The organism is Bradyrhizobium sp. B117, from assembly GCF_038969555.1.
Taxonomy (GTDB): Bacteria; Pseudomonadota; Alphaproteobacteria; order Rhizobiales; family Xanthobacteraceae; genus Bradyrhizobium.
The window spans coordinates 126,604-139,609 of sequence record NZ_CP152414.1 but is presented as its reverse complement, the minus strand read 5'-3'; the positions used below and the strand labels follow the sequence as shown (position 1 = coordinate 139,609).

The following is a 13,006-nucleotide window of genomic DNA, read 5'->3' as shown; positions in this document are numbered from 1 at the left end:
GCCGAACTACGGGACGGCCTGAGATGCGGTTTCGAGGAAAAATTCTTTGTGATGGGTGAAACTATGGGGCGGCGTGCCCGTGCGATGCGCGCGAGCCGAGCAGACAGTGCCGTAGGGTGGGCAAAGGCGCGAAGCGCCGTGCCCACCACCTCTTAGCGTTTGAGACGCGTGGGCACGCTTCGCTTTGCCCACCCTACGGCAGTGTGCCCGTTAAGGCAGTGTGCCCGTTGCAGCAGTCTGCCCGCCTCAATCCCTGCTCTGCGGCGTCTGGATGAATCCGCGATTATGCGTCGGGCTGATCAGCAGCTCGTTGATGCAGACGCGCGGCGGCATCGAGGCAATGAACGCGATGGTGCGGCCGAGATCCTCGGACTGCAGCATCTTCGCCTGCTCCTCCTCGCTCGGCACCACCGGGCGCAGCTTCAGGATTGGTGTCGCCACCTCGCCCGGCATCAGGCAGCAGGCGCGCAGGCCGTTGATGCACTCGTCCATGTTGAAGGAATGGGTCAAGGCCAGCACCGCGTGTTTTGTCGTGGTGTAGGCCGGGCCCGGCATCTTGGAGACGTGGCGGCCGGCCCAGGATGAGACGTTGATGATCGAGCCGTCCTGCTGCTTGCGCATGGTCGGCAGCACCGCGCGCATGCAATAGAGCACGCCGTTGAGATTGACCTGGACCAGCTTGTCCCAGCCCTCCAGTTCCATGTCCTTCCAACTGCGCTTGGGGACATTGATGCCGGCATTGTTGACGAGCAGGTCGATCCGGCCGTGCTTCGCGACGATCTGATCGGCCGCCTTCTGGGCCTGGTCCGCGTTAGCCACGTCCAGCGCGATGGCCTCGGCCGCGCCGCCGGCCTTGGTGATCTTCGCAACCACGGTATCCAAGGCTGACTGGCGGCGGCCCGAAACCACGACGGTCCAGCCGTCGGCCGCCAGCGCCTCGGCGCCGGCCTCCCCGATCCCGCTGCCGCCGCCCGTGACCCAGGCCACGCGTTTCCCGTTTTTGGTCATGCAAACTGTCTCCGTTGCTTCAATGGGGCGGTTTTTGCTAATCCAGCCCTCGGTTTTGACCGGCCTTGTCAGTCTTGCGGTCGAGGAAATCTTGCATGAACCAAGCAGCCAACGCCAACCTGTTTTCCCGCCTGTTCGACGGCCTCGACGACCCCAAACGCCTCGCGATCGAGACGCAGGACGGTGGCCATATCAGCTATGGCGATCTGATCGCGCGGGCCGGGCAGATGGCGAATGTGCTGGCCGCGCGCGGCGTGAAACCTGGCGACCGCGTCGCGGTGCAGGTGGAGAAATCCGTCGCCAATATCGTGCTGTATCTCGGCACTGTCAGGGCCGGCGCGGTCTATCTGCCGCTCAATACCGCCTACACGCTGAATGAGCTCGATTACTTCATCGGCGATGCCGAGCCGTCGCTGGTGGTCTGCGATCCCTCCAAGGCCGAGGGTCTTACCCCGATCGTCGCCAAGGCGAAGGCCAGGGTCGAGACGCTTGGAGCTGACGGCAAGGGCTCGCTGACGGACGCCGCCGACAAGGCCAGCAGCGATTTTGCGACGGTGACCCGGGCCGGCGACGATCTCGCCGCGATCCTCTACACCTCGGGCACCACCGGCCGCTCCAAGGGCGCGATGCTGACGCACGATAACCTCGCGTCGAACTCGCTCTCGCTCGTCGGCTACTGGCGCTTCACCGACAAGGACGTGCTGATCCACGCGCTGCCGATCTACCACACGCACGGCCTGTTCGTGGCGACCAACGTGACGCTCTTCGCCCGCGCCTCGATGATCTTCCTGCCGAAGCTCGATCCGGACCTCATCATCAAGCTGATGGCGCGCGCCACGGCGCTGATGGGCGTACCGACCTTCTATACGCGACTGCTGCAAAATCCCGCGCTGTCGCGCGAAACCACCAAGCATATGCGCCTGTTCATCTCGGGCTCCGCGCCGCTGCTGGCCGAGACCCATCGTGAATGGTCGGCGCGCACCGGCCATGCCGTGCTCGAGCGCTACGGCATGACCGAGACCAACATGAATACGTCGAACCCGTATGACGGCGAGCGCGTGCCCGGCGCGGTCGGCTTTCCCCTCCCCGGCGTCTCCGTGCGCGTGACCGAGCCCGAGACCGGCAAGGAGCTGCCGCGCGAGGAGATCGGCATGATCGAGGTCAAGGGCCCGAACGTGTTCAAGGGCTACTGGCGCATGCCCGAGAAGACCAAGTCGGAGTTCCGGCCCGACGGCTTCTTCATCACCGGCGACCTCGGCAAGATCGACGACAAGGGCTATGTCCACATCCTCGGCCGCGGCAAGGATCTCGTCATCTCCGGCGGCTTCAACGTCTACCCCAAGGAAATCGAGAGCGAGATCGACGCCATGCCCGGCGTGATCGAGTCCGCCGTGATCGGCGTGCCGCATGCCGATTTCGGCGAAGGTGTCACGGCGGTGCTGGTCTGCAACAAGGGCGCCGATATCACCGAAGCCGCCGTGCTGAAGGCGCTCGACGGGCGGCTCGCCAAATTCAAGATGCCCAAGCGGGTGTTCGTCGTCGACGAACTGCCGCGGAATACGATGGGCAAGGTGCAGAAGAACGTGCTGCGGGATACGTACAAGGATATTTACGCGAAGAAATGAGGGGACGGCTCTCTCGCCTCGTCATTGCGAGGAGCTCTTGCGACGAAGCAATCCAGACTGCCTCTGCGGAGAGATTCTGGATTGCTTCGCTGCGCTCGCAATGACGGAGTGCGGGGCGGCTACTGCCCGCCCACCAGGCTCATCACAAACCGGCTGCCGACGACAAACAGGTAGCACCCGAACGCAGCCTCCAGCGTCCGCTTCGACATCGCATGTGCGGCTCTCACGCCGAGCGGCGCGGTGACGAGACTCATCGGCATCACCAGTACGGCGCCGATCAGCGAGACGTAGCCGAGCGCGAAGGGAATCTGCAGCGCCGCTACGCTCGGATACGTCGCCGCCGCGGGCCAGCCGGCGTAGATGTAGCCGAGCGCGCCGGGGATCGAGATCAGCACGGCGAGCGCCGATGAGGTCGCGACGGCCTGATGGATCGGACGGCCATAGAAGGTCATCAAGAGATTCGAGAACAGGCCGCCGCCGATGCCCATCAGCGTCGAGAGGATGCCGACGCAGAAGCCGTAGACGCGCATCAGCGGGCCCTTCGGCAGATCATCGCCGAACTTCCAGCCTTCGCGCGCGAAGATGAGACGCGCGGCCGCCGACCAGGCGACGCAGACGAACACGATCTTGAACAGTTTTTCCGGCGCATAGCGCGCGATCACGCTGCCGGCGACAACGCCGATCACGATCGGCAGCGACCACACCCGCAGGATCGACATGTCGACCGCACCGCGCTTGTAATGCGCCTGGAACGAACGGATCGACGTTGGGATGATCACGGCCAGCGAGGTGCCGATGCAGAGCGGCATGCGCACCTCCAGCGGAACGCCGGCAATGCGAAAGCACTCGTAGAACACCGGCACGAGAATCGCGCCGCCGCCGATGCCGAACACGCCGGCCAGGAATCCCGAGAGCGCGCCGGTTGCGATCAACAGCAGCGCGAGCTCGACGACGTCGAAAACCTCGAGGCCACTCACCGGCGGCGATCCGTCGGCAGCTCTCGCGAATGCGCGACGCAGACGGCTGCTGCGGCGGCGAGGGCGGGCGCGGTGCGCCGGTGGGGGATGGACGTCAGGCTGACATGGGTGGGCATGGGAAGTCCCGGACTGCTTGGAGCCACCGCAACGTAGACCCTTCCGTTTTTCGGCGCTATCTCTGACAGTCGATATACTCTCTTGCGATATGCGGAAGGATGGCCATGGACCAGATTGCGGCGATGGCGACCTTTGTGCGGGCCGTGGACCACGGCAGTCTGTCGGCGGCGGCGCGATCGTTGCCGAGCTCTCTGACATCGGTGAGCCGGCAGATTTCCGCGCTCGAGCGCCACTTCGGCACGCGCCTGCTGATGCGGACGACGCGGCAGCTCGCGCTCACGGAGGATGGACGCATGCTCTACGAGCGCGCCAAATCGATCCTGGGCGAGCTCAAGGAGATCGAAGAGGGCCTGGCCGGAAATCGCCGCGAGCCGTCCGGACGGCTGAACGTGAGCGCGCCCACATTGATGGGGCGCCTGCTGATCGCACCGCTGCTCGGCGATTTCCTGCGCACCTATCCGTCGCTCTCGGTGGACCTGCTGCTGGTCGATCGCAATGTCGATTTGATCGAGGAGGACGTTCACCTGGCGCTTCGCGTCGGGCGCATGCCGGATTCGCAACTGGTGATGCGAAAGCTGGCGGAAGTGCAGATGATTCACTGCGCCTCGCCCGATTACCTCGCACGCCGCGGCGAGCCGCATACGCCTGCCGATCTGGCGCAGCATGATTGCCTGGTGTTTTCGGACGCGCCGGGCGCCGCAACCTGGCGATTCGGCCGCGAGGCGAACGGCGGAACGCGAATCCGCATCTCGGGACGACTCTGGGTCAACAGCCTCGATGCGCTCGCCGCCGCCGCCGAGAACGGCGCGGGCATCGTCCGCGTGCCGTCATGGCAGGTGGAGAAACAACTGGCGGAAGGACGCCTGCGACGTCTGCTGCGCGAGCACGAGCCTGCGCCGGCGCCGCTGAACGCGCTGTATCAGCCGTCGCGACTGGGCTCGACGAAGATTCGCGCCTTCATCGATTTCCTGGTCGAGCGGTGGCGCGGAAGCGATCCGCTCAGCCGCTGATCTCCGCGGCGGGGTGGAATGCAGGTTGCGCATATCCGGACCGGATCAAATCGGATGGTGAGGGGGAAGGTCGGCGCCCGGGTGAATGAGGCTGGCGACGCCTTTGGCCGATCTCTGCCCGGTTTGGACGCATGGTCCGTTTAGAGGTGTTCCAATAGCAATTTCAACGCGCCTCGGCACTTTCGAAATGATGAATATGGATTCCCTTCTTCGTTGGCGGACCGACCTTCTGGTATACCAAGACCTGATTGGCCTTGTTTCATCAAGGGTCTAGAGCTGAACGCAGGTTCGATTTATGGCGATTTGGTGATTGCGCAGGCGAAACCGACTCCGTAAATAGAGCCGACCTCTCGCGATCCCCGCGCGCGCCCTGTTGGGCCGCCATAAAACATCAAAGCCCATGACCGCACGGATCGAACGACCGCTTTCACCACATATGCAAGTCTACCGCTGGACGCTGACGATGGCCCTGTCCATCGTCCACCGCGCCACCGGTATTGCCCTCTACGTCGGAACCCTGCTGCTGGCCTGGTGGCTGATCGCGGCGGCCTCCGGCCCCGCCGCCTATGCCCATGTCCAGGCCTTCACCGGCAGCATCATCGGCCGGCTGATCGTGTTCGGTTACACCTGGGCGCTGATGCACCATATGCTTAGCGGCATCCGACATTTCGTCTGGGACCTCGGCTATGGCTTCAAGGCCAATGAGCGCGAGGCGCTGACCTGGGGGGCAGCGATCGGCGGCATCGCCCTGACGGTGCTGATCTGGATCATCGCCTACGCGATCGGAGGTGGACGATGAGCGCGACCGATACGCCGAAGCGCAGCATGCGCACCCCGCTCGGCCGCGTCCGCAATCTCGGCGCGGCGCATTCCGGCACGTCCGACTTCTGGCGCCAGCGCCTCACCGCGGTGGCGATGACGCTGCTGATGATCCCGGTGCTGGTGATCATCATGATGCTGCTCGGCCGCAACCAGGCTGGCGCCAAGCAGATCCTCGGCTCGCTCCCGGTCGCCATCATCATGGTGCTCTTCATCATCGCCAGCGCCTGGCACATGAAGATCGGGATGCAGGTCGTGATCGAGGACTACGTCCACAACGAGAAGCTGAAGCTCACCGCGATCATGCTCAACAATTTCTTCTCGATCGCGGTCGCGCTCGCCTCGATCTACGCGATTCTCCAACTGTCATCCGGAGTGTAACCCATGGCCAACGAGACGAATGGCAAGGGCAACGGCGCTCCCGCCACCAACGGCAAAGCCTATCCGATCGAAGACCACACCTATGACGTCGTCGTGGTCGGCGCCGGCGGCGCGGGCCTGCGCGCCGTGGTCGGCTGCAGCGAAGCCGGTCTGCGCACCGCCTGCATCACCAAGGTGTTTCCGACCCGCTCGCACACGGTTGCGGCGCAGGGCGGCATCTCCGCCTCGCTCGGCAACATGCACAAGGACGACTGGCGCTGGCACATGTACGACACCGTGAAGGGGTCGGACTGGCTCGGCGACCAGGACGCGATCGAATACATGGTGCGCAACGCGCCCGACGCGGTCTACGAGCTCGAGCATTGGGGCGTGCCGTTCTCGCGCACCGAGGACGGCAAGATCTATCAGCGTCCGTTCGGCGGCATGACCATGGACTACGGCAAGGGTCAGGCGCAGCGTACCTGCGCCGCTGCCGACCGCACCGGCCACGCCATGCTGCACACGATGTATGGCCAGTCGCTGCGCCACGCGGCCGAGTTCTTCATCGAATTCTTCGCCATCGACCTGATCATGGACGACCAGGGCACCTGCCGCGGCGTCATCGCGCTCAAGCTCGACGACGGCACGCTGCACCGCTTCCGCGCCCAGACTGTGATCCTCGCGACCGGCGGCTACGGCCGCGCCTACGCCTCCTGCACCTCGGCGCACACCTGCACCGGCGACGGCGGCGGCATGGTGCTGCGCGCCGGCCTGCCGATGCAGGACATGGAGTTCGTGCAGTTCCACCCGACCGGCATCTACGGCTCGGGCTGTCTCGTCACCGAAGGCGCGCGCGGCGAAGGCGGCTATCTCGTCAACTCCGAGGGCGAGCGCTTCATGGAACGGTACGCGCCGTCGGCGAAGGACCTCGCCTCGCGCGACGTCGTCTCGCGGGCGATGACCATCGAGATCCGCGAAGGCCGCGGCGTCGGCAAGAAGAAGGACCACATCTTCCTTCATCTCGACCATCTCGATCCCGCAGTGCTCGCCGAGCGGCTGCCGGGCATCTCCGAATCCGCAAAGATCTTCGCCAATGTCGACGTGACGCGCGAGCCGATCCCGATCGTGCCGACGGTGCACTACAACATGGGCGGCATCCCCACCAACTATCACGGCGAAGTGCTGACCAAGAAGGACGGCGACGATAACGCGGTGATCCCCGGACTGATGGCGATCGGCGAAGCGGCCTGCGTCTCCGTGCACGGCGCCAACCGCCTCGGCTCCAACTCGCTGATCGACCTCGTGGTGTTCGGCCGCGCCGCGGCGCTGCGCCTCGCCGAGAAGCTCACACCCAATGCCAAGCAGCCGGAGCTGCCGGCGAACTCGGCCGAGCTCGCGCTCGGCCGCCTCGACCATTATCGCTACGCCTCCGGCGGCACGCCGACCGCAAAGCTGCGCGAAGGCATGCAGCACGTGATGCAGAACAATTGCGCAGTGTTCCGCACCGGCGAAGTCCTGAGCGAAGGCCAAAACCTGATCCAGAAGGTCCACAGCGGCATCACCGACATCGCCGTGTCCGACCGCTCGCTGGTGTGGAATTCGGACCTCGTCGAGACGCTGGAGTTCGACAATCTGATCTCGCAGGCGGTGGTGACGATGAACTCGGCCGCCAACCGCACCGAGAGCCGCGGCGCCCATGCCCGCGAGGACTTCTCCGCGCGCGACGACAAGAACTGGATGAAGCACACGCTGGCCTGGCTGGACGATTCCGGCAAGGTCAAGATCGAGTACCGCCCGGTTCACGACTACACCATGACCAACGACGTGCAGTACATCCCGCCGAAGGCGCGCGTGTATTGATTTGCTGCTTGTCATTGCCGGGCTCGACCCGGCAATCCATCCTTCAACGATGGATGCGCGGGTCAAGCCCGCGCATGACGAAAGAAACCAGAGGCAGGACTAATGGTTGAATTCGCACTTCCGAAGAACTCCAAGATTACCGGCGGCAAGACCTGGCCGAAGCCCGCGGGCGCGACCGAGCTGCGCGAGTTTCGCGTCTATCGCTGGAATCCTGACGACGGCAAGAATCCGAGCGTCGACACCTATTACGTCGACACCCATGATTGCGGTCCGATGGTGCTGGACGGGCTGATCTGGATCAAGAACCACATCGACCCGACGCTGACCTTCCGCCGCTCCTGCCGCGAAGGCGTCTGCGGCTCCTGCGCCATGAACATCGACGGCCAGAACACGCTGGCCTGCACCCGCTCGATGCACGACGTCAAGGACGGCGCGGTGAAGATCAATCCGCTGCCGCATCAGCCTGTCGTGAAGGACCTCGTCCCCGACCTCACCAACTTCTACGCGCAGTATGCCTCGGTCGAGCCGTGGCTGAAGACGACCTCGCCGACGCCGCAGAAGGAATGGCGCCAGAGCCACGAGGACCGCGAGAAGCTCGACGGCCTCTACGAGTGCATCCTGTGCGCCTGCTGCTCGACCTCGTGCCCGAGCTATTGGTGGAACAGCGAGCGCTATCTCGGCCCCGCTGCGCTGCTCCAGGCCAACCGCTGGGTCTCGGACTCCCGCGACGAGGCAACCGGCGAGCGGCTCGACAATCTCGAGGACCCGTTCCGCCTCTACCGCTGCCACACCATCATGAACTGCGCCAAGGCCTGCCCGAAGGGCCTGAACCCGGCGGAAGCCATCGCCGAGCTCAAGCTCAAGATGGTCGAGCGGCAGATCTAGGCCTCAATCATGCCACGACCCCGGCCGCCGCGGCCGGGGCATTCCACGATCGACGTCAGTTTGAGTAGAATTTACCACGGCCCGCGTCGCGCGCGAATCCTTGGAACACAACCAAAGGTTCCATTCATAAGCCGCTTCCTTCCCGGCGGGAAATTCAAGTAAGCTCTCCGGCCAGGGACCGGGAGCGACCGTGCAGGGCGCGCAACGCAACTCGCTGAGACTGTTGCAGTGGATGATGGCTGCATCCCTGGCGCTCCCGATTGCGCTGTTCGTCTTCGCCTCCAGGATCTCCTACACCTCGACCAACGACATCGCCGACCGCGAGATCGAGCGCACGCTCGACGTCGCCCATGAGCACGCGCTCAAGGTGTTCGAGACCATCGACCGCAGCCTCGCCGAGATCAACGAGGTCGTGCGCGGCCTTCCCGACGATGCGATCCGCGCGCGCGAGCCGGCGCTGCATCAGCGCCTGAAGCGACTGACCGATTCGCTGCCGCAGCTGAAATCGGCCTGGATCTTCGATGCGGATGGACGGTCGCTGGTCAACAGCCTCGTCTCGCCGCCGCCGGAGCAGAGGTTTGCCGACCGCGACTATTTCCTCGCCCATGTCGACCATAGCATCGGCACCTTCATCGGCACGCCGCTGACGCCGCGTCCGCCCTATCAGGGCGCGCGCTTCTTCGGCGTCAGCCGCCGCCGCGACTCCGACGACGGCCGTTTCATCGGCGTGATCCAGGCTTCCGTCCTGCCGGAATATTTCGAGAGCTTCTATGGCAGGATCGGCACCGACCCCGGCAGCTTCTTCGCGATCGGGCGCACCGACGGCACGGTGCTGGCGCATTTTCCGCGGCTCGACCGCGATCTCCGGCTCGATCCAGCCGGGCCGGTCGGCCAGAAGATCGCAGCTCACCCGGACCACGGCCTCATGACCATCGACTGGGCCTCGGACGGGATCGAGCGCCGCATCGGCTACCGGCGCGTCGCCGAATATCCGATCTATGTCAGCGCGGGCCTCGAGACCTCGGCGATTCGCGCGCGCTGGTACGCCACCATCGGCCAGCATCTGGTGTTCGGCGTGCCCGCCACCGCGCTGCTGTTCCTGCTGCTGGCGTTGGCATTCCGCCGCACCCAGCATCTCCAGGCCGAGGCCGCCGCGCGGCGTGAGGCCGAGGAGGCGCTCAAGCACAGCCAGCGGCTGGAAGCGCTGGGGCAACTCACCGGCGGCGTCGCGCACGACTTCAACAATCTGCTGACGGTGATCCGCGCCTCGGTCGACCTGTTGAACCGGCCGCAGCTGACCGAGGAGCGGCGGCAGCGCTACGTCACCGCCATCGCGGACGCGGTCGCGCGCGCGGCCAAGCTGACCTCGCAGCTGCTCGCCTTTGCGCGGCGGCAAACCCTGAAGCCGGAAGTGTTCGACGTCGGCGCGCGGATTCGATCGCTGCACGACATGCTCGCCACGCTGCTCGGCTCGGCGATCGAGATCGCGATCCGGCTGCCGGCCGAGCCCTGCCTCGTCAATGCCGATGCCGGCCAGTTCGAGACCGCGCTGATCAACATGGCGACCAATGCGCGCGACGCCATGCAGGGCAAGGGCAGGATCACCTTCGCCGTGCAGCCGGCGACGACCGTGCCGGACTCGCTGGCCCACCTTGTCGGCAGCCACGGCTTCGTCAGCATCGCGGTCAGCGACACCGGCATCGGCATTCCCGCCGCGCGGCTCGGCCGCATCTTCGAGCCGTTCTTCACCACCAAGCAGGTCGGCCACGGCACCGGCCTCGGCCTGTCGCAGGTGTTCGGCTTCGCCCGGCAGTCCGGCGGCGAGGTGACCGTGATCAGCGAGGTCGGCCAGGGCAGCACCTTCTCGCTCTATCTGCCGCGCGTGCCGGCGGACCTGCTGCCGCAGCGTCAGGCGCCGAACACCGCGCCGGCATTGGCCGGCAGCGGCATGTCGGTGCTGGTGGTCGAGGACAATATCGAGCTGGCGAATTTCGCCGCCGACGGCCTCACCGAGCTCGGTTACAGCATCACGCTCGTCGACAACGCGACCGACGCGCTCGCCGAACTCGTCGTCGATGCAGACCGTTTCGACGTCGTGTTCTCGGATGTGGTGATGCCGGGGATGACCGGGCTCGACCTCGCGCACGCAATCGGCGACCGCGGCATCGGCGTGCCGGTGGTGCTGACGACCGGCTACAGCGAGGCGCTCGCGCAGGAGCGCAGCCTCGGCTTCGACCTCGTGCAAAAGCCCTATTCGATCGAGGAGCTGTCGCAGGTTCTCTACAGGGCTGCGCGGCTGCGCCGGGTGCGCGACGGCGCCGCGGAATGACAGGTACTCCGGAACCGAGGGGAACCGGTTGATTTCCTTTGCGTTGTCCGCGCATGCAGAAGCCGGCCGCAAAGCGCGAACAGGGCGACAAGCCGCCCATCGTCGAGATCACCGGCGAGAGTGGCGATGACGTCGCCCCGCCACCGCCCGAATTGCTCGAGCCCGACCCCGAGCTGTCGCCGGAGGAGGCCGAGCAGGTCCGCAAGGATTATCTGCTGACGCGCTTCTGGATCAGCGCGCGCGGCTTCTGGGGCCGCAACGGCGACCGGCTGGCCTGGCCGTTCTCGATCGGCCTCGTCGTGCTGATCGTCCTCACCGTCGGCTTCCAGTACGGCATCAATGTCTGGAATCGCGCGATCTTCGACGCCATCGAAAAGCGCGATGCGGCGAGCGTGTTTCATCTCACCGCCGTGTTCTTCCCGCTCGCGATCGGCAGCATCGTGTTCGGCGTCGCGCAAGTGTTCGCGCGCATGGGCATCCAGCGGCGCTGGCGCGCCTGGCTGACTGCAAGCGTGCTGACGCGCTGGCTCAAGAATGGCCGCTACTATCAGCTCAATCTCGTCGGCGGCGACCACGAGAATCCGGAATACCGCATCGCCGAGGATCTGCGCATCGCGACCGATTCGCCGGTCGACTTCCTCGCCGGCGTGACCTCGGCGCTGCTGTCGGCCGCGACCTTCATCGTCGTGCTCTGGACCATCGGCGGCGCGCTCACCGTGACGCTCGGCGGCTCGGCGATCACCATACCCGGCTTTCTCGTGATCGCCGCGATCCTCTACGCCGCGATCGCCTCGGGCTCGATCATGGTGATCGGGCGGCGCTTCGTGCAGGTGTCCGAGGACAAGAACCAGGCGGAAGCCGATTTTCGCTACACGCTCACGCGCGTGCGCGAGAACGGCGAGAGCATCGCGCTGCTCGGCGGCGAGGAGGAAGAGCGCGACGGCATCGACCGCAATTTTACCAGCGTGCTGCGGCAATGGGCGCTGCTTGCGGGCCAGCACATGCGCACCACGCTGGTGTCGCAGGGTTCGAGCCTCGTTGCTCCCGTCGTGCCGCTGTTGCTCTGCGCGCCAAAATTCCTCGACGGCAGCATGACGCTCGGGCAGGTGATGCAGGCGGCGTCCGCCTTCACCATCGTGCAGAGCGCATTCGGCTGGCTGGTCGACAATTATCCGCGGCTCGCTGACTGGAATGCCTGCGCGCGCCGCATCGCCTCGCTGATGATGTCGCTCGACGGTCTCGAACGCGCCGAACAGGGCGACGGCTTCGGCCGCATCAAGCGCGGTGAAACCAAAAACGACGCCATGCTAGAGCTGAAGGATCTCTCCGTCACGCTCGATGACGGCACGGCTGTCGTCGGCGAGACCGAAGTGGTGATCGAGCCCGGCGAGCGCCTTCTGGTCGCCGGTGAATCCGGCACCGGCAAGAGCACGCTGGTGCGCGCCATCGCCGGGCTGTGGCCCTGGGGCGGCGGCAGCGTCAATTTCCATGCCGACCGGCGGTTGTTCATGCTGCCGCAGCGGCCCTACGTGCCGTCGGGTAGCTTGCGCCGTGCTGTCGCCTATCCAGGTGCTGCCGAGAACTGGAGCGAGGCGGAGATCGGCGAGGCCCTGCACAAGGTCGGCCTCGATCATCTCAAGGAGAAGATCGAGGAAGAGGGGCCGTGGGACCAGACGCTGTCGGGCGGCGAGAAGCAGCGCCTCGCCTTCGCGCGGCTCTTGCTGCACAACCCCGACATCGTCGTGCTCGATGAAGCGACCTCGGCGCTCGACGAGAAGAGCCAGGACAAGATGATGAAAATGGTCACCGACGAGCTGCCGAAGGCGACCATCGTCAGCGTCGCGCATCGCGTCGAGCTGGAAGCCTTCCACAGCCGCAAGATCGTGCTGGAGCGCCGCAAGGGCGGCGCAAAACTCGTCAGCGACGTGGATTTGATCCCGCGCAAAGGCAAGCGCAGACTGCTCGGGCGATTCCTGAGGCAGCGCAAGGCGCCGAAGAAAGCAGCGTGAGGCTCGC

The 13,006-nt window shown here is 65.5% G+C and carries 10 protein-coding genes; 8 read left to right on the top strand and 2 right to left on the bottom strand.

Translation table 11 applies throughout. The annotated features are described in order from the left end of the window. Window positions 1-246 precede the first annotated feature (246 nt). Complete coding sequence (locus tag AAFG16_RS00675; protein WP_283083092.1) at window positions 247-1,008, bottom strand: SDR family oxidoreductase; 762 nt, start codon at window positions 1,006-1,008, stop codon at window positions 247-249. 95 nt (window positions 1,009-1,103) lie between these two features. On the opposite strand from AAFG16_RS00675, the gene AAFG16_RS00670 reads away from it, so the two are divergent. After that, the gene (locus AAFG16_RS00670; RefSeq protein WP_342736506.1) at window positions 1,104-2,633 is read left to right on the top strand and encodes a malonyl-CoA synthase; all 1,530 of its coding nucleotides are present in this window, start codon (window positions 1,104-1,106) and stop codon (window positions 2,631-2,633) included. 119 nt (window positions 2,634-2,752) lie between these two features. On the opposite strand, the gene AAFG16_RS00665 is transcribed toward AAFG16_RS00670, so the two are convergent. Then, a complete protein-coding gene (locus AAFG16_RS00665; protein WP_283083090.1) occupies window positions 2,753-3,610 on the bottom strand; it encodes a sulfite exporter TauE/SafE family protein in 858 nt (285 codons plus the stop codon). Window positions 3,611-3,831: 221 nt separating this feature from the next. On the opposite strand from AAFG16_RS00665, the gene AAFG16_RS00660 reads away from it, so the two are divergent. From AAFG16_RS00660 to AAFG16_RS00630, 7 genes are all read left to right on the top strand, one after another. Beyond that, a complete protein-coding gene (locus AAFG16_RS00660; RefSeq protein ID WP_283083089.1) occupies window positions 3,832-4,737 on the top strand; it encodes a LysR family transcriptional regulator in 906 nt (301 codons plus the stop codon). Between the two features lie 400 nt (window positions 4,738-5,137). Next, window positions 5,138-5,536: a succinate dehydrogenase, cytochrome b556 subunit gene (gene sdhC / locus AAFG16_RS00655; RefSeq protein ID WP_027561807.1), complete on the top strand. Its 399-nt coding sequence runs from the start codon at window positions 5,138-5,140 to the stop codon at window positions 5,534-5,536. Continuing rightward, the gene (gene sdhD, locus AAFG16_RS00650) at window positions 5,533-5,937 is read left to right on the top strand and encodes a succinate dehydrogenase, hydrophobic membrane anchor protein (RefSeq protein ID WP_027561806.1); all 405 of its coding nucleotides are present in this window, start codon (window positions 5,533-5,535) and stop codon (window positions 5,935-5,937) included. The genes sdhC and sdhD overlap by 4 nt, the downstream gene beginning before the upstream one ends. A gap of 3 nt (window positions 5,938-5,940) precedes the next feature. Then, on the top strand, window positions 5,941-7,776 hold the full coding sequence (gene sdhA / locus AAFG16_RS00645) for a succinate dehydrogenase flavoprotein subunit (RefSeq protein ID WP_342736501.1): 1,836 nt from the start codon (window positions 5,941-5,943) through the stop codon (window positions 7,774-7,776). 102 nt (window positions 7,777-7,878) lie between these two features. Beyond that, complete coding sequence (locus tag AAFG16_RS00640; RefSeq protein ID WP_283083087.1) at window positions 7,879-8,661, top strand: succinate dehydrogenase iron-sulfur subunit; 783 nt, start codon at window positions 7,879-7,881, stop codon at window positions 8,659-8,661. 190 nt (window positions 8,662-8,851) lie between these two features. Continuing rightward, window positions 8,852-10,990: an ATP-binding protein gene (locus AAFG16_RS00635; protein ID WP_342736499.1), complete on the top strand. Its 2,139-nt coding sequence runs from the start codon at window positions 8,852-8,854 to the stop codon at window positions 10,988-10,990. A 53-nt stretch (window positions 10,991-11,043) separates the two neighbouring features. Beyond that, a complete protein-coding gene (locus AAFG16_RS00630) occupies window positions 11,044-12,999 on the top strand; it encodes an ABC transporter ATP-binding protein/permease (RefSeq protein ID WP_342736497.1) in 1,956 nt (651 codons plus the stop codon). The last annotated feature ends 7 nt before the right edge of the window (window positions 13,000-13,006 follow it).